Raw genomic sequence first — 16,601 nt, 5'->3', positions numbered from 1 at the left:
CCTCCGGGTCGCGGCAAGGCGAACTGCCGCCCAAAATTTGGCGGCGACCATCGAGGAACCGACATGCCGTTACACCGAATCGCCGCCAGCATGCTGCTGATCTCCGCCGCCGGCGCCAGCGCCGCCGACCTGCCGGAGCCGCTGCAAGTGCAGGTCACGGGCGCCCGCGCCGACCAGCGCCAACGTGAAACAACCACCGCCATCGTCATCCAGCACGAGGAACTGGTGCGCCACGGCGACCAGTCGCTGTCCGACGCGCTCAAGCGCCTGCCGGGCATCAGCATCTCCGGCACGCCCGGCCAGGGCGGTGCCATCAGCATGCGCGGCCTGGGCAACGGCTACACACAGATCATGCTGAACGGGGAGCCGGTGGCGGCCGGGTTTTCGCTTGATTCCATCGCGCCGGAAATGATCGAGCGGGTCGAGATCATGCGCAGCGCGACGGCGGAGTTCAGCAACCAGGCGGTGGCCGGCGCCATCAACGTCATCCTGAAAAAGGCCGTCAAGCGCGGCCAGCGTTCGCTCAGCGCCAGCGTCGCCCGCCAGGGCGGCGAGACCACGCCGACGCTCACGGCGCAGCTGTCCGACCAGGACCAAGGCTATTCATACAGCCTGGCGGCGACGGTGCAGCGCAAGCACACGGACAAGCCTTTCACCGATCGGGAGGAGCAGCGCGACCCGCATGGCGCCCTGCTGCTGCTGCGGCGCACCCCGCAAACCGATTCCGGCCGCACCGATTCGCTGACGCTGACGCCACGCCTGAACTGGACGCTGGCGAGCGGCGACACGGTGAGCTGGCAAAGCTTCGCCAATTTGCGCCGGGTCGACAATCGCAACCGCGCCAACGAGACGGCGCTGGTCGGCGACAACAGCGAGTACCCGCGCAACTTCGCCGACTTCGTCGCCGACTTCGTCATGCTGCGCAGCGATGTCAATTGGACCCACTTGATGTCCAACGGCGCCAGGCTGGAAACGAAACTGGGCGTAAACAGCAACCGTCGCAGCGGCACCTTCGACTTCTACGGCATGGATGTCGATGGCAATCCCAAGGCGCGGCACTTTGTCGATTCCGGCCCGTCGGAGACCAGCGTGACGGCCAGCGGCACTTATCGCCATCCCGTTGGCGAGCGCCATGCGCTGGCGCTGGGCTGGGACGTCAGCCGCGCAGTGCGCGATGAGGACCGCAACGAGAGGACGTTCGGCCCCGGCGGCGAACAGACCGGCGCCAACAACGCCGACTACCGCGCCAACGTCAATCGCCTGGCCCTCTTCGTGCAGGACGAATGGGAGGTGACCAAGAACTACTCGCTCTATCTGGGCTTGCGCCACGAGCGGCTAGAGACCGCGAGCCGCGCCGACGCGGCCAACGCGCCCGATGCGCTGGACTCGCGCTCGGCGGTCTGGAGCCCGTCGCTGCAAACGCGCTATGCGCTGCCGAACAAGGACGTGCTGCGCCTGGCGATCAGCCGCACCTACAAAGCGCCGCCGCTGGCCAAGCTGGTGCCGCGCCGCTACACCAACGATAACAACAACAACCCCACCAATCCCGATGAACAGGGCAATCCAAATCTGCGCCCGGAACTGGCGTGGGGGCTGGACGCGGCCTACGAACACTATCTGGGCGACGGTGCGCTGGTCAGCGTGAGCACCTATCTGCGGCGGATACGCGACGTCACCATCACGCGCCTGTTCGAGCAGGATGGCGAATGGGTCGAGGCGCCCTCCAACAACGGCAACGCCAGTGTGCGCGGCGTGGAGCTGGAAGCCAAGCTGCCGCTGCGCCGCCTGGTGCGGGGCGCGCCGGCGGTCGACCTGCGGGCCAACCTGGCCCGCAACTGGTCGCGCGTCGACAACGTGCCGGGACCGGACAACCGGCTGGAGACGCAAACGCCGTTCACCGCCAATCTAGGCGCGGACTTCCGCCCCGATGACTCGGCGCTGACGCTGGGCGGCAATCTGAATTACCAGGCCGGCGGCGCGGTGCGGCAGGCGGGCCAGGTACGGCTGGGCAGTAGTCCGAAACGGGAGCTCGATGTGTACGCGCTGTGGAAAATCGATGGGAAAACCCAACTGCGCATCGCCGGCAGCAACCTGCTGCGGCAAACCGCGACCGAGTGGCACGATTACGTCGACGCCGACAGCGTGCGGCGCCGGGTCACGGTCACGCCCAGCAGCGCCACGCTGCGCGTGATGCTGGAATATCAATTGTGACGGGGCATGCGGCTAATGGACGTTGCGGGCGATAAAGTAGACTGCGGCGGTTAGTCCCGAACAGACCACGGTCATCCACGTAATCAGCCTCCACGTTTGGGCCTCCATCGCCTTGTAGAATTCTGTGCGCACCATTTCGACGTCCACCTTTTTAGCGTAATGTTCAATGAAAAAATCGAACTTGCCGTTCAAAATCGTGACTTCGGCTTGCACTTGCGTCAACGATCCCTGTTGAGATGCGACCTCGCTCTGGACCTTGCTCACATCGCTCTGGACCTTGCTCACATTGCTCTGGATGGTGCTGACATCGCTGTGGATCCTGTCGACATCGGTCTGGAGTTTATTGACATCGCCTTGAAGCCTGTTGACCGTGCTGTGCACCGCCGCGACCTCGTTGCGCACGAGCACAGAGCCCGCATGCAAGGCTTCGTTGCTCGCTTGCAGGGCGCGCAGAGCTTCTTGAATCGCAACGTATCGGGAATCGTCCATCGCTCCATGATTCGCCCCGCACGATACAACGTCAAGCGGCACCGAACCGCAATATCGACTGGATCAAATTGCTGGATTGAGGCTGTGCTGTGGTAAGGTTTCATCCATGACGCCCGCACAAACCCAACCTTTACAAGAAGTCTATAAACCGTATAAACGCTGCATGGTCATGGGCGGCGGCGGCTTCCGGTTTGGCATCTACATCGGCATGTACGCGGCGCTGCGCCAGGCCGGCAAGGCGCCGGACATTCTGCTCGCCAGCTGCGGCGGCGCCATTGCCGCGACCATCATCAACAACCTGCCCGATCCAAACCAGCAGCGCGCGTGGCTGGCCTCGCGCGATATGTACGACTTCTGGTGCGGGCTCAAATCGACGCGCCACGCGGCGCTGGTCGGCACCCTGGCGCGCGCCGCCAAGCGCAGGCTGTCGCCGGCCAGCGTGCCCGTCATCCCCGACCTGTTCGGCGACTACCTGTTCGACATTCCGCCGCAACTGCCCTTCCCGTCCGCCAGCGGCGCGCCGGAGGTCGATGTCGCCATCATCGGCGGCAAGCTGCTGTTCGACCCTTCGGATGTGGGCCGGCCGCGCGGCCAGCGCAAGCTGTTCGCGGAAACCGTTTTCTGTGGCGAGCGCGCCGCCGCCGCGCTGCGCGATATGCGCTCGCCCCTGGCCGACGCGCGCTGGGGCGAGCACGCGGTCTCCCCCGAGCTGCTGATCGACGGCGGCGTGCCACTCACCGAGGCGGCCCGCATCTCGATCGCCGACATGATCTACTTCCGCTGCCGCCAGTATGGTGGCGACGAATATATCGGCGGTGTGCTGGATCTGTTCCCGGTCGAAATCGCGCGCCGGCTCGGTGAAGAGGTGATCATGGAATTCAAGGAGGCGTTCGACCAGGTGTTCTCGATTCCGGCCTGGCGCGCGGTGCTGGGATTGAACGGCAATGCGCGTCTGCGGTATGCCAACACCTATCTGGCGGACCTGCGCATCGATTCGTCGGATGTATCGCGGGTGCTGGCCAAACAGCAGTTGCGGCAAAAGCTGCACTGGCGCCGCAACCGCATCGAGCTGGCGATGCCGTCGACCTACGAGATCTTCGTGCAGCACATGAACGACCAGTGGCAGTACGGTTACGACCGCGCGACGGAGGCGCTGGCGCATCCGGCCGGACAGCATCCGCCGGTGCGCCGCGCGACCAAGTACAGCAAGCGCCTGCGCGAGGCGTGAGCCCCGCGCCTATCAGAGGAAGTCGGAGGCCAGCGCCTGATGCAGCGCCTGCACCGCCGCCGAGCCCTCGCCGACGGCCGCCGCCACCCGCTTGACCGAGCCGCTGCGCACATCGCCGACGGCGAAGATGCGCGGATGGCTGGTCTCCAGAAAATGCCGGCCCCGCGCCAGCGGCCAGGCGCCCGGCGCCACGTCCGATCCGGTGAGCACGAAGTTCTTCTCGTCCAGCGCCACGCAGTCGCCCAGCCACGCGGTATTGGGCTCGGCGCCCAGGAACAGGAACACATGGCGCACCGGCGACGCCCGCGCGGCGCCGCCCGCCGTCTGCCAGACGATGCTTTCCAGCCGCTCGCCGCCAACCATCTCGACGATCTGCTTGCGCGTGTGCAGCGTGATATTCGGCGCCGCCTCGATGCGCTGGATCAGGTAGCGCGACATGCTGGCGGCCAGGCCGTCGGCGCGCACCACGATGTGGACATGTTTCGCGTGCCCGGCCATAAACACCGCCGCCTGGCCGGCCGAATTGCCGCCGCCGACGATGACCACTTCCTCGTCGGCGCAGAAGGTGGCCTCCATGAACGAGGCGCTGTAATAGACGCCGCGCCCTTCGAAGCGCTCCAGCCCCGGCAAGTCCGGCTTGCGGTAACGCGCGCCGGTGGCGACGACGATGGAGCGCGCACGCAGCCGCTCGCCGCTGTCGATGGCGATATCGAATTCCGCGCCGTCGCAATTGAGCGCGCTGACCTTGACCGGCACGGCCACCTCGGCGCCGAACTTGCGCGCCTGCGACAGCCCCCGCCCCGCCAGCGCCTGGCCGGAGACGCCGGTCGGGAAGCCGAAGTAGTTTTCGATCTTGGAACTGGAACCGGCTTGTCCGCCCGGCGCCTTGGCGTCCAGCACCGCCACGCTCAAGCCTTCCGACGCCGCGTACACGGCGGCGGCCAAACCGGCCGGCCCGGCGCCGACCACCACCAGGTCGAACGTGCGGCCGTCGATGCGGTCGGAACTCAGGCCGATGCCGTCGGCCAGCTGGCGCAAGGTGGGATTGCGCAGCACCTCGCCAATGGGCGTGACCACGGCGGGAATGTCGGCCGCCGTCACGCCGAAGCGCGCCATCAGCGCGGCCGTCTCCTCGTGCAGGTCGAGATCGAAATAAGCGGCCGGTTGGCCGTTGCGGGTCAGGAAGTGGCGCAGCGCCAGGGTCGGCGCCGAGTCGCGCGCGCCGAACATCAGCAGGCCGCCGCTCTGGTCCTGCATATACGCGACGCGGCGCAGGATGTAGGCGCGCATGATGGTTTCGCTCAAATCGGCCTCGGACACCACCAGGGTGCCGAGCGATTCCTCGCTGATGACGATCACCTCGGCATCGGTGAGCACGCGCGCGGTGGCGACGGCGGCGCGCCCGGCCAGCGTGCCCATCTCGCCGGTGAACGAACCGGGTCCGTGGGTGCCGATGACGGTCGTGCCCAGCGCCGAGGCGCGTTCGATCTCGATCGTGCCGGAGATGAGCACGTACATGGGAATATGGCGGTCGCCCTGGCGGAACAGCACGCCGCCGGCGGCGATGGCGCGGCGCTCGCCGTAGCGGCTGAGCACCTCGAACTGGCGGTCGCTCAAGGTGGGGAAAATCTGGTGGCGGCGGTTGCCGATGTCCGATGACGCCAAATGCGGGCTGATCGCCGTGCCGGCGCCGGGCTGCTGTTCCATGCGTGTCCTAAACAGGTCGATGATATTGGGTGGCCCGGAGGCCACCGGCTAGCGGCACAGCTCGCGCCACGATTCCTCGAACTCGGCCGGGGCGACATCCTGCGCCAGCAGGGTCAACTCGCGCGCCACCGAGATGTAGCGCTGGAAGCCGATGTAGGTGCCGAAGGCATCCTTGGCGTTGACCTCGCCGCAGGGCGCGCCGCCCTTGCCGATGAACTGGTTGCGGAATTGCGCCGAGCCCGGGTCGCGGACTTTTTCCCTGACATATTTTTCGCCCAAACTGGTCAGTGTCAGGACTTCTTCCTGCTGCTTTTGCGCCTGGCTCTTGCCGCAGGCGGTCACACAGGCCAGTAGCGCCAGCGCCACCGACAGCACCGCACCCCGGCGAAGGGTGTTTGCTAAAGTCATAATGTTTTCTCTTTTGTAATTCCCCGAAATCACCTCTAATATAGCAGGTCTGTCAACCGTAACGCCGCAACACCCCGCATTGTTGACAGACTGTGTATTTGTTACTATCCCAAGCTTTACAGTTTGATCAGGAGATCGCATGTTACATAACCATAATATTCCCGCCCGTATCTACCAAGCCTTGCTGGCCTGCACCTTGATGCTTGGTAGCTATGCGGAGGCACAGGACAAACTGGCCAATGTGACCATCCTCGCCACCGGCGGCACGATCGCCGGCAGCGGCGCCAGCAGCACGACCACGGTCGGCTACACCGCCGCCACCGTCGGCGTCGACACCCTGATCAAGGCTGTGCCGGAACTGTCCAAAGTCGCCCAGGTCAAGGGCGAGCAGGTGTTCCAGATCGCCAGCGAAAACATGACCAACGAACACTGGCTGACCCTGGCCAAGCGCGTCAACGTGCTGCTGGCGCAGTCGGACGTCGACGGCATCGTCATCACCCACGGCACCGACACGCTGGAAGAAACCGCATACTTCCTCGATCTGGTCGTGAAGAGCAAAAAACCGGTCGTGCTGGTCGGCGCCATGCGCCCGGGCACCGCGCTGTCGGCCGACGGCCCGATCAACCTGTACAACGCCGTGCTGCTCGCCGGCAGTGCCGAAGCCGCCGGCAAGGGCGTACTGGTGGCCATGGCCGACCAGATCCACAGCGCCCGCGACGTCAGCAAGACCAACACCTCGACCCCGGACAGCTTCAAGACCACCGAACTGGGCCTGCTGGGCTACATCCAGGGCAACAAGCCGTATTTCTACCGCGCCTCGACCCGCAAGCACACGGCTGAGACCGAGTTCGACATCAGCAAGCTCGACAAACTGCCGCAAGTGGACATCGTCTACGGCTACGCCAACGTCGGCCCTGTCGCGCTGAACGCGCTGGTCGCCGCCGGCGCCAAGGGCATCATCCACGCCGGCGTCGGCGATGGCAGCCTGGCGGCCCCGGTCAAGAGCGCGCTCATCGCCGCCCGCAAACAGGGCGTGATGATCGTGCGCGCCAGCCGCGTCGGCCAGGGCATCCTGGCGCGCAACGGCGAAGCCAACGACGACGAGCTGGACTTCGTCGCCGCCGACACGCTCAATCCACAAAAGGCGCGCATCCTGCTGATGCTGGCCTTGACCAAAACCACCGACAGCAAGGCCGTGCAAAAGATGTACTACACGTATTAATTTAAGCCTTACGGATAGTCTGGCCGCCGCATGCGGAACAGGCTATCCGGTCCAATCTCGAAGTAATCGGCCGGGCCGCCGCCGCGCAAGATCGTTTGCGAGCCCGCCGTGTCATAGACGCCGTCGCGCAGCAGTTCGTTGGCGATGTGCACCCCCACCACCTCCCCCATGATCAGCCAGCCATTGGTCGGCTCGCCCGCCGCGCTTTGCAGGCGGATGATCTGTGTGCATTTGCATTCGAACGCGACCGGACTTTCCGCCACGCGCGGCACCGCGACGAGGCGCGACGGCGCCGGCGTCAGCCCCGCCAGTACGAACTCGTCCACCTCCGGTGGCGCCGGCGCACAGCTGGCGTTCATCGCCTCGGCCAGCGGGCGCGTGGCCAGATTCCAGACGAACTCGCCGGTCTGCTCGATATTGCGCAGCGTATCCTTGCGGCCCTGGCTGGAAAAGCCGATCAATGGCGGCGTGTAGTTGAAGGCGTTGAAAAAACTATACGGCGCCAGGTTCAGGTTGCCCTGTTCGCCGCGCGAGGAAATCCAGCCGATCGGACGCGGCCCGACGATGGCGTTGAACGGATCGTGCGGCAGGCCGTGGCCTTGGGATGGCTGGTAAAAATAACGTTCGGTCATAAGGTTCCGGTGGATGCGGCGCGCCACGGCGCCATGACCGATTTTCGCACAAGCATGCGACTTGCGCTTTTTAGCGGGCTGGTCCGGACACGCGCGAAATACCGCTGGCGCCAAGCTTGCGCGACCGGCACGCGCCACCTTCAGGCGCGCCAGCCGCTGGTCCGCCAGCGCCGACGCCGGAGCCGACGCCGACGCCGGATCTTGGCCGGTGATCGACTCGCGGTCCAGCGCCACTCGCGGGCACGCCGATGGGGCTGGAGCGCAGGTCGGCCGCTTGCAGGGCGTTGATCGATAGCTTGCGGCCATAAAAAAACGCGTCTGAGTTCGTAGGCTCAGACGCGTCGGACAACACCTACCCTAGTAGGTTAAGCTTTTTTGGCTTGCTTGCGGCGGGCGACGAAGCCCAGCAGGCCCAGGCCGGCGGCCATCATGCCGTAGGTCGCTGGTTCCGGCACCGCGGAGACGGCGATGGTCAGGTCGGAACCGTAAGCGCCGCCGCCAGTGCCGGCCACCAGGCCGTCAACTTGAACGAAATAGCTGCCTGCCGACAGGCCGGTCGCGGTCAACTCCCAACGATCGGTCGGATGCGCGCCGCCACCGGTGGTATTGGTGCCCGCGTAGGTGCCCAGCACCGCGCTGGTCATCGGGTCATATTTCACCAGGCTGAACGAGGTGATTTGCAGGTCCTTGACGGTGCTCGACGCCAGGTAGCTGGAGGTCAGCGAAGTCGACGAATCGAAATTGGAGTTCAGGACGAACATATACTTGTCGGTGAACGTGTTGGTGCGGTCGGCGCTACCGTAGGTGTTGCCGAAGTGTGCGTTGTAACCGCCGGCGCCATCCGCGTCCAGGTCGATCGTGACGGTTTGTCCCACGTTCGCGGCGAAAGCGGCCGAGCCGAACAGGCTGGCGCCGGCGATCATCGATGCGAGCAAGATATTTTTGATTTTCATTTTTAGTTCCGCGTAGTTAGTTATTGTGCAATTAGAGTTCCCGAACACCCTTATTCGGTGATGCGGAGAATATAATTTTGTCTCAGCGTCAACTGTGCGGTAGCCAACATAAATGTCGAAAAGTACAAATTATTGCCGGATTAACAATGCGCGCGGTTGTTAACAAATTCTGTGGATAAGGCTGTTAACAAGCCTCAACCCCTTCCGGCAAGTTGATGTTTTTAAAGAGAATTAAGTTGGTGCGCAAATTTGTCGCAGCCAAAGTTATCCACTGGCATTACACTTACGCATCTTTGCCTTTCAGATCACAAGGAATCCATGAAATCGCGCCTTACCGCCCTCGCCTTTGCTGTCAACACGCTCGTGCTGGGCGGACTTTGCTTGCCGGCCGCCGCCGCCGCCGTCGAGGCCCCGGCCAAATACAATCTGCGCGAGCACTACACCAAGTACGAATACCGCATCCCGATGCGCGACGGCGTGCGCCTGTTCACCGCCGTCTACGTGCCCAAGGATGCCGGCAAGCGCTATCCCTTCCTGATGGAACGCACGCCCTACAGCGCCGGCGTCGACATCGACGACGAGCTGCACTACGGCGTCGATTTTTATCCGGACCATGTCGGGCCGTCGCCCGAGTTCGAGCAAAGCGGCTATATCTTCGTCCAGCAGGATGTGCGCGGCCGTTACATGTCCGAGGGCAAGTGGCAGGAGATGACGCCGCACGTCAACCCGAAGCGCGCCAAAGGCGAAGGCAACGAAAGCGAGGACATGTACGACACCGTCGAGTGGCTGTTGAAGAACGTCCCCAACAACAATGGCAAGGTCGGCATCCTGGGCATCTCATATCCGGGCTTTTACACGTCGGCCAGCATCATCGATTCGCATCCGGCCATCAAGGCCGCCTCGCCGCAGGCGCCGGTGACCAACCTGTACATGAACGACGACTCGTATCACGGCGGCGCCTTCATGCTGTCGGCCAATTTCGACTTCTATTCCGCCTTCGTCGACGTGCCCAACCCGACGCCGCTGCCGAAAAGCTGGACCCGCTTCGACTACGGCACCGCCGACGCCTACGAATTCTTCCTGTCGCACCTGACGCTGTCGAACATCACCAACGCGATGACCGCCAACCAGCGCACGCTGCTGATGCCCACCATCGAACACGCGACCTACGACGACTTCTGGAAAGCGCGCGACATCGCACCGCACCTGAAAAATATCAAGGCGGCCGTGCTGACGGTGGGCGGCTGGTACGACGCCGAAGATCTGCAAGGGCCGTTGACCACCTACGGCACGATCAAGCGCAACAATCCCGGCATCTACAGCGGCCTGGTGATGGGGCCGTGGTCGCATGGCGGCTGGAGCCGTTACGACGGCAAGAGCCTGGGCCATGTCCAGTTCGACTCGAAGACCGGCGACTACTTCCGTAGCAAGATCGAATTCCCGTTCTTCGAGCAGCATCTGAAAGGCGTGCCGAACAAGGACGTGTCCGAGGTGTACGCGTTTGAAACGGGCAGCAACGTCTGGCGCACCTACGCGGCCTGGCCGCCGAAGCAGGCCCAGGCCCGCACCCTGTATCTAGGCCCGAATGGCACGCTCGACTGGAAGCAGCCCGCCGCCGGCGCCGCCCAGGCCTTCGACGAATATGTGGCCGATCCGCGCAAGCCGGTGCCGTACACCGCCTACCCGGCCACCGGCGTGCCGAAGGAATACATGGTGGGCGACCAGCGCTTCGCCTCCACCCGGCCGGACGTGCTGACCTACCGCAGCGAGGTGCTGGAAGAGGACGTGACCTTGAGCGGCCCGGTCAAGCCGCGCCTGTTCGTCTCCACCACCGGCACCGACGCCGACTGGGTCGTCAAGCTGATCGACGTGTATCCGGCGAGCTATCCCAACAGCGGCCAAAGCGACGAGCACCACACCGACGTGCCGAAACCGGCGCTGACCATGGCCGGCTATCAGCAATTGGTGCGCGGCGATCCGCTGCGCGGCAAGTTCCGCAACGGCTTCGAGAACCCGCAGCCGTTCACGCCGGGCAAGGTGGAGCCGGTCAACTACACGATGAGCGACGTCAACCATACCTTCCGGCGCGGGCACCGCATCATGGTGCAGATCCAGAGCTCGTGGTTCCCGCTGGTGGACTTGAATCCTCAGACCTTTGTCGAGATTCCGAAGGCCAAGCCCGACGACTTCCAGAAGGCGACGCAGCGGATTTATCGCGCGCCGTCGATGTACTCGGGCATCGAGGTGCAGTTGTTGCCAGCGCCGCGTTGATGCGGCGCCGATTCTTGCGTTACTAGCATCTTAGGAGGATAATCAGATGATAATCATTCCTATTTAGCCAGCGAGGTGTCATGCGACCCAAGTAGCCAGCCAACAACTACTTCACGGGACTTACATGACACCGACCAAGACACCGCTGGCCCTGATGCTGGCCAGCCTTTCCTTTTCCCACGCCGCGCTGGCGCAGACCGGCGCGGTGCCCGACCAGGCCATGCCGGTCGTCACCGTCAGCGGCGAGGCGGACGGATATCGCCCCACGATCTCAACCACCGGCACAAAGATCGACGCGCCGCTGCGCGATATTCCCCAAACCATCAACGTCGTACCGCAGCAACTGTTGCGCGATCAAGCCGCCGGCTCGATGCAGGACGTGCTCAGGGCGGTGCCGGGGATCGGCCTGTCGCACGGCGACGGCCAGCGCGACCAGGTCACCATTCGCGGATTTAGCGCCATCAGCGACCAGTTTGTCGACGGGATGCGCGATGATGCGCTGTATTTCCGCGACCTGTCGAACGTCGAACAAATCGAGATCATCAAGGGGCCGGCGTCGGTGCTGTATGGCCGCGGCTCGTCCGGCGGCATGATCAACCGCATCACGAAAAAACCGGGCATCGACCGAAGCGAGGTCGGCGTGACGGTGGGCCGCTGGGGCCAGAAGCGCGGCGAATTCGATCTGGCGCGCAATCTGACCGACAACGGGGCCGCCTTCCGGCTGACGGGCGCGGCCGAGGACTCGGACAGCTATCGCGACCAGCAGTTCCTCAAGCGCCACGCGCTGGCGCCATCGGTGCAAATCAAACTCGGCGCCGACACGCTGTTGTTGTTGCAGGCCGAATATCTGAAAGATAAACGCCTGACGGACTTCGGCATCCCTTCCTATCAGGGACGCGCGGTCGATGTTCCGGCCGGCACCTATTACGGCGCGGCCAACGCCAAAGATTTCGACTACAGCGAGTCGGAAGTGAAGGCCTACGGTTTCACCCTCGATCACCGCTTCAATCCGCAGCTGTCGCTGCGCAACGCCTTCCGCCACTACGACTACTCGCTCGACCGCAACAACACGCTGGTCGGCTCGGTTAACGAAACTGCACGCACCGCCTCCCTCACCCGGGGCAATGTCGCCCGCGACGAAGATGGCTACTCGAATCAGACCGAATTGACACAACTGGCGGAACTGGCCGGCATGCAGCACCAGATCCTCTACGGCGTGGAATTCGGCAAACAGAACAAAAACCAACTGGTACGCTCGCAAGCCAATGTCGCGACAGTGTCGTTGTTTAATCCGGTCAATCCTGTGGTCCCGTTCACCGCCGGCGGCGCGCCGACGTCGAATAACCTCGGCATCTTTAAAATCGCCAGCGCTTATTTGCAGGATATGGTGACCTTGGCGCCGCAATGGAAAGCGCTGGCCGGCATCCGCTACGACCGGTTTGAACAGGAAAATGTCGAAAGACGCGCCGGCGTGCCGAATGTCAGTCGCACCGACCGGAATTGGAGTCCGCGCGCGGGCCTGGTTTACCAGCCGAACGCGGTGCAATCGTATTACGCATCGTTTAGCCGTTCGTTCCAGCCATCGGGTGAAGGCTTTGCATTAACCGCTGCCAATGCGCAGATCGCACCGGAGATTACCAAAAACAAGGAAGTCGGCGCCAAATACGATTTATTCAACGGCCGCGCATTTACCGGCGTTTCGATATTCCGGCTGGAGCGCACCAATATTAAAACCACCGATCCGTTGACGCAGCGAGTTTTGCCGCTTGGAACGCAGCGCACCCAGGGTGTAGAGCTGACATTCAACGGCGACCTGGGTAATGGCTGGAATACCTGGGCCGGTTATTCCTATTTAAACGCCGAAATGATTTCGTCCATTGCCCGCGATGATGGTCAAGCCGTTCAGGGAAAGCGTCCGACATTAACACCGAAACACGGCGCTAATTTGTGGGTCAGTAAAGCGCTGGCTGGGCATTTCGGTGTCGGCGGCGGTGTGAATTATGTCGGCGATCGCATGGCCAATCCAGGTAATACGGTAACGCTGCCAAGTTACGTGACGGCCGACGGGATGGCCTATTATCGCCAGGGCGGCGTCGATCTGACCTTGAACTTTAAAAATCTGTTCGACCGCGCTTACATCGTGGCAGGCCACGGCAGCAGCAAGAACCTGAACCTGCCGGGCGCGCCCCGTTCCGTACAACTCACCGCCCGCTATCGATTCTAGGGAAAAACGTGCCAAAAATCGGTGCAATCGCGCTGATTTTTGGCACAATCAGGACCGATCGACCTGTACCGAGAGGTTAAGTTCCAGCCAAACTTTGATCGATCACTAGCAGTGTGGGTCCGATACTGATATGTTGATGAGACCACTCCTGCGCCGCTTTACAAGTATTATCAAACGGTATTTCGAACTTTAAAGCCTAAACCATGTCTTACTTATTGGTCCAGCCATGAAGCCGTCGGATAAACGCAGGAGACCACATCCGCCGCCAGAATTACTAGTTGACGATGGAAATAAAAACAGGGACTAGGCGTGAATGGAAGCTCGTGTAGCCGCACTCGAATCGATTGCTGAAAAAACGCTGGAGCGACTAACCATGCTTGAGGTTGACGTAGCCGTGATCAAAGCGAACTATGCGACAAAAGAAGACATCGCAAGATCCGAGGGCACTTTACTCAAATGGTTTGTAGGAACGGCTATCACAATGACGAGTTTGGCATTCGCCGCTGCTAAGTTCTTAAACTAACGTGCCGAATTTATTAGTACCAATGGTTGCGATTTCAGGCGTAGCATCGGCGGCAGCAAGATCCAATTAATGAATCGCGGCACCGGCGTGAGATCAACGAGATAAGCAACGAGATAAGAAATGTTTTGGCCTGCCCAGCAGGAATCGAACCTGCGACCCTCAGCTTAGAAGGCTGATGCTCTATCCAACTGAGCTATGGGCAGAGATAACACGACGAGAACTCGTCGCGGAAATGAAAAACGGGTTGTCAGAGACAACCCGTTTTAAAAGTTCTTGGTCGGAGTACAAGGATTCGAACCTTGGACCCCCTGGTCCCAAACCAGGTGCGCTACCGGGCTGCGCTACACTCCGAAGACAGTATTCTAACGCCTGGCGCCCTCGCCGTCAATGAAAGGGCCAGCTTAATCTTTCATTACTGAACTCAGTTGCCGCCCTATGCCGCCAGCTGCGCTTCGACCTTGTCGGCGATGCGCTGAGCCATCGAATCGGCGTCCTTGGCGTTACGTGCTTCGACCATCACCCGGATCAAAGGTTCCGTGCCCGACGCGCGGATCAGCACGCGGCCGCTGCCTTCCAGTTCGCGCTCGACCTTTTCCTTTTCAGCCACCATGGCGGCGTTCTTGGTCCAGTCGAACCCGGGCGCGACGCGGACGTTGACCAAGGTCTGCGGGAACAGCACCAGCTCGGCCGTGCACTCTTCCAGCGATTTACCGGCGCGCTTGAGCGCGGACAGCACCTGCAGCGCCGAAATGATGCCGTCGCCGGTGGTGTGCTTGTCCAGACACAGCAGGTGGCCCGAGCCTTCGCCGCCCAGCAGCCAGCCCCTGTCCTGCATCACTTCGAGCACATAGCGGTCGCCGACCTTGGCGCGGGCGAAGCCGACGCCCTTCTCTTTCAAGGCCACCTCGACCGCCATATTGGTCATCAGGGTGCCGACGGCGCCGGCCACCGGGCCGGTGGCCATGCGGTCCATCACCATCAGGTACAGCAGCTCGTCGCCGTTGTAGAGGCGGCCGTTGGCGTCGCACATGATCAGGCGGTCGGCGTCGCCGTCGAGGGCGATGCCGAGATCGGCGCCGTGGGCACGCACCGCCGCCGCCATCGCTTCCGGTGCGGTGGCGCCATGGCCGAGGTTGATGTTGAAGCCGTCCGGCTTGTTGCCGATGGCAATTACTTCCGCGCCGAGCTCGTGGAACACGTGCGGGGCGATGTTGTAGGCCGCGCCGTGCGCGCAGTCGACCACCAGTTTCATGCCGCGCAGGTCCAGCTCGTTCGGGAAGGTGCTCTTGCAGAATTCGATGTAGCGGCCCTGGGCGTCGTCGAGGCGCTTGGCGCGGCCCAGTTTTTCCGACGGCACGCACACCATCGGCAGGTCGAGCGCCGCTTCGATGTCCAGCTCGACGGAATCGGGCAGCTTGGTGCCCTGGTCGGAGAAGAATTTGATGCCGTTGTCCTGGAACGGGTTGTGCGACGCCGAGATGACCACGCCTGCCGACAGCCGCAGCGCGCGCGTCAGGTAGGCGATCGCCGGGGTCGGCATCGGGCCGGCCAGCATGACGTCGACGCCGGCCGCCGAGAAACCGGCCTCCAGCGCCGCTTCCAGCATGTAGCCGGAGATGCGCGTGTCCTTGCCGATCAGGACAGTCGGTCGCTTGCCGCCGGTGCGCGGGACGCCCGCCAGGACCTTGCCGGCCGCGTAGCCGAGGCGCATAACGAAGTCAGGCGTGATCGGCGATTCGCCGACCAGACCACGGATACCATCGGTGCCAAAATATTTACGTGCCATGTTGTGTGCTCTTTATCGTCGCGTTGTTATTATGTTATTACTTTATTGGTTCAATGTGCAGCTTGCCATACCTTGAGGGCGTCGACCGTTTCGGCGACGTCGTGCACGCGGACGATGACCGCCCCGTGCGCCACCGCCGCCAGCGCGCCGCCGACACTGCCGGCCATGCGCTGCTCGACCGGTTTGCCCGTCACCGCGCCGACCATCGATTTGCGCGACAGGCCGGCCAGCAACGGCATATCCAGTTCCGCAATCAACCGCCTTGTGGCCCGGAGTAAGGCGTAATTATGCTCCACCGTCTTCCCAAAGCCAAAGCCGGGATCGATGCACAATCGACGCGGATCAATTCCCGATGCGATCATGGCATCGATCCGTTCCCGCAAGAAAGCGATCACCTCGGCCACCACGTCGGTGTACGACGGCGCCAGCTGCATGTGTTGCGGGTCCGATTGCATGTGCATGATACACAGCGCGCAGTCGCTGTCGCGTACCGCCTCCAACGCGCCCGGCGCGCGGAAGCCGTTGATGTCGTTGATCATATCGACGCCGGCAATGATGGCTTCGCGCATCACCTGCGGCTTGTAGGTGTCGACCGAGATCGCCGGCCCCTGGTCGCGCAGCGCGTACAGCACCGGCATCACGCGGTGCAGCTCGTCTTCCAGCGGCAGCGGCGGCGCGCCGGGGCGGCTCGATTCGCCGCCAACGTCGATGATGTCGACGCCATCCAGGATCATTTGCTCGGCGCGCGAGATGGCGAACTCCAGCGATTGGTAATGGCCGCCGTCGGAAAACGAATCGGGGGTGACGTTGAGGATGCCCATCACGCGCGCGCGCGCGGACTCGCCTTGCAGGGGGTAATTGAATCGGCCGAACTGTAGTGTGGATCGCATGAAGAAAACGGGTGGGGGAATGAAAAAGGGCGAGGATTTCTCCTCACCCTTGTCTTT

The 16,601-nt window shown here is 62.9% G+C and carries 13 protein-coding genes and 2 tRNA genes; 6 read left to right on the top strand and 9 right to left on the bottom strand.

Features of this window, described 5'->3' with window-relative positions; genetic code table 11:
- The first annotated feature begins 63 nt into the window (after positions 1-63).
- Positions 64-2,211, top strand: a complete 2,148-nt coding sequence (locus tag BMX85_RS17580; RefSeq protein ID WP_090320975.1) for a TonB-dependent receptor plug domain-containing protein — start codon at positions 64-66, stop codon at positions 2,209-2,211.
- 12 nt (positions 2,212-2,223) lie between these two features.
- Here BMX85_RS17580 and BMX85_RS17575 read toward each other — a convergent pair whose 3' ends face one another.
- A complete protein-coding gene (locus tag BMX85_RS17575) occupies positions 2,224-2,700 on the bottom strand; it encodes a coiled-coil domain-containing protein (protein ID WP_090320972.1) in 477 nt (158 codons plus the stop codon).
- 106 nt (positions 2,701-2,806) lie between these two features.
- Here BMX85_RS17575 and BMX85_RS17570 point away from each other — a divergent pair, with 106 nt between their 5' ends.
- Entirely contained in the window at positions 2,807-3,928 is a 1,122-nt protein-coding gene (locus tag BMX85_RS17570; protein ID WP_229210539.1) for a patatin-like phospholipase family protein, read from the top strand.
- 12 nt (positions 3,929-3,940) lie between these two features.
- Here BMX85_RS17570 and BMX85_RS17565 read toward each other — a convergent pair whose 3' ends face one another.
- Both BMX85_RS17565 and BMX85_RS17560 read right to left on the bottom strand, forming a co-directional pair.
- On the bottom strand, positions 3,941-5,635 hold the full coding sequence (locus tag BMX85_RS17565) for an FAD-dependent oxidoreductase (RefSeq protein ID WP_090320966.1): 1,695 nt from the start codon (positions 5,633-5,635) through the stop codon (positions 3,941-3,943).
- Positions 5,636-5,683: 48 nt separating this feature from the next.
- On the bottom strand, positions 5,684-6,043 hold the full coding sequence (locus BMX85_RS17560) for a hypothetical protein (protein ID WP_090320963.1): 360 nt from the start codon (positions 6,041-6,043) through the stop codon (positions 5,684-5,686).
- Positions 6,044-6,242: 199 nt separating this feature from the next.
- Between BMX85_RS17560 and BMX85_RS17555 the strand changes: the two genes are divergently transcribed.
- Complete coding sequence (locus BMX85_RS17555) at positions 6,243-7,265, top strand: type II asparaginase (RefSeq protein ID WP_229210570.1); 1,023 nt, start codon at positions 6,243-6,245, stop codon at positions 7,263-7,265.
- Positions 7,266-7,273: 8 nt separating this feature from the next.
- On the opposite strand, the gene BMX85_RS17550 is transcribed toward BMX85_RS17555, so the two are convergent.
- Together BMX85_RS17550 and BMX85_RS17545 are read right to left on the bottom strand one after the other, a co-directional pair.
- Positions 7,274-7,897, bottom strand: a complete 624-nt coding sequence (locus BMX85_RS17550; protein WP_090322109.1) for a flavin reductase family protein — start codon at positions 7,895-7,897, stop codon at positions 7,274-7,276.
- Positions 7,898-8,262: 365 nt separating this feature from the next.
- A complete protein-coding gene (locus BMX85_RS17545) occupies positions 8,263-8,850 on the bottom strand; it encodes an FxDxF family PEP-CTERM protein (RefSeq protein WP_090320957.1) in 588 nt (195 codons plus the stop codon).
- Between the two features lie 318 nt (positions 8,851-9,168).
- On the opposite strand from BMX85_RS17545, the gene BMX85_RS17540 reads away from it, so the two are divergent.
- From BMX85_RS17540 to BMX85_RS17530, 3 genes are all read left to right on the top strand, one after another.
- A complete protein-coding gene (locus BMX85_RS17540) occupies positions 9,169-11,121 on the top strand; it encodes a CocE/NonD family hydrolase (RefSeq protein WP_090320954.1) in 1,953 nt (650 codons plus the stop codon).
- 124 nt (positions 11,122-11,245) lie between these two features.
- Complete coding sequence (locus BMX85_RS17535) at positions 11,246-13,345, top strand: TonB-dependent receptor (RefSeq protein WP_090320951.1); 2,100 nt, start codon at positions 11,246-11,248, stop codon at positions 13,343-13,345.
- Positions 13,346-13,658: 313 nt separating this feature from the next.
- Positions 13,659-13,868, top strand: a complete 210-nt coding sequence (locus tag BMX85_RS17530; protein ID WP_090320948.1) for a hypothetical protein — start codon at positions 13,659-13,661, stop codon at positions 13,866-13,868.
- A 126-nt stretch (positions 13,869-13,994) separates the two neighbouring features.
- Here BMX85_RS17530 and BMX85_RS17525 read toward each other — a convergent pair.
- From BMX85_RS17525 to folP, 4 genes are all read right to left on the bottom strand, one after another.
- Positions 13,995-14,071: transfer RNA gene (locus tag BMX85_RS17525), tRNA-Arg, on the bottom strand.
- A gap of 71 nt (positions 14,072-14,142) precedes the next feature.
- A tRNA-Pro gene (locus tag BMX85_RS17520) sits at positions 14,143-14,219 on the bottom strand.
- Positions 14,220-14,301: 82 nt separating this feature from the next.
- Positions 14,302-15,654: a phosphoglucosamine mutase gene (glmM, locus tag BMX85_RS17515; RefSeq protein ID WP_090320945.1), complete on the bottom strand. Its 1,353-nt coding sequence runs from the start codon at positions 15,652-15,654 to the stop codon at positions 14,302-14,304.
- 50 nt (positions 15,655-15,704) lie between these two features.
- On the bottom strand, positions 15,705-16,544 hold the full coding sequence (folP, locus tag BMX85_RS17510; protein ID WP_090320942.1) for a dihydropteroate synthase: 840 nt from the start codon (positions 16,542-16,544) through the stop codon (positions 15,705-15,707).
- Between the last annotated feature and the right edge of the window lie 57 nt (positions 16,545-16,601).

The sequence above is a fragment of the Duganella sp. CF517 genome (assembly GCF_900110275.1).
In the GTDB taxonomy this organism is placed as follows: Bacteria; Pseudomonadota; Gammaproteobacteria; order Burkholderiales; family Burkholderiaceae_D; genus Rugamonas.
This window is presented reverse-complemented; position numbering and strand designations above follow the sequence as displayed.

Coding starts and splice junctions, on each gene's coding strand:
- BMX85_RS17565 (WP_090320966.1), bottom strand. CDS start 5,635: ATGGAACAGCAGCCCGGCGCCGGCACGGCGATCAGCCCGCATTTGGCG.
- BMX85_RS17540 (WP_090320954.1), top strand. CDS start 9,169: ATGAAATCGCGCCTTACCGCCCTCGCCTTTGCTGTCAACACGCTCGTG.
- BMX85_RS17575 (WP_090320972.1), bottom strand. CDS start 2,700: ATGGACGATTCCCGATACGTTGCGATTCAAGAAGCTCTGCGCGCCCTG.
- folP (WP_090320942.1), bottom strand. CDS start 16,544: ATGCGATCCACACTACAGTTCGGCCGATTCAATTACCCCCTGCAAGGC.
- BMX85_RS17570 (WP_229210539.1), top strand. CDS start 2,807: ATGACGCCCGCACAAACCCAACCTTTACAAGAAGTCTATAAACCGTAT.
- BMX85_RS17530 (WP_090320948.1), top strand. CDS start 13,659: ATGGAAGCTCGTGTAGCCGCACTCGAATCGATTGCTGAAAAAACGCTG.
- BMX85_RS17555 (WP_229210570.1), top strand. CDS start 6,243: ATGCTTGGTAGCTATGCGGAGGCACAGGACAAACTGGCCAATGTGACC.
- glmM (WP_090320945.1), bottom strand. CDS start 15,654: ATGGCACGTAAATATTTTGGCACCGATGGTATCCGTGGTCTGGTCGGC.
- BMX85_RS17550 (WP_090322109.1), bottom strand. CDS start 7,897: ATGACCGAACGTTATTTTTACCAGCCATCCCAAGGCCACGGCCTGCCG.
- BMX85_RS17560 (WP_090320963.1), bottom strand. CDS start 6,043: ATGACTTTAGCAAACACCCTTCGCCGGGGTGCGGTGCTGTCGGTGGCG.
- BMX85_RS17545 (WP_090320957.1), bottom strand. CDS start 8,850: ATGAAAATCAAAAATATCTTGCTCGCATCGATGATCGCCGGCGCCAGC.
- BMX85_RS17535 (WP_090320951.1), top strand. CDS start 11,246: ATGACACCGACCAAGACACCGCTGGCCCTGATGCTGGCCAGCCTTTCC.
- BMX85_RS17580 (WP_090320975.1), top strand. CDS start 64: ATGCCGTTACACCGAATCGCCGCCAGCATGCTGCTGATCTCCGCCGCC.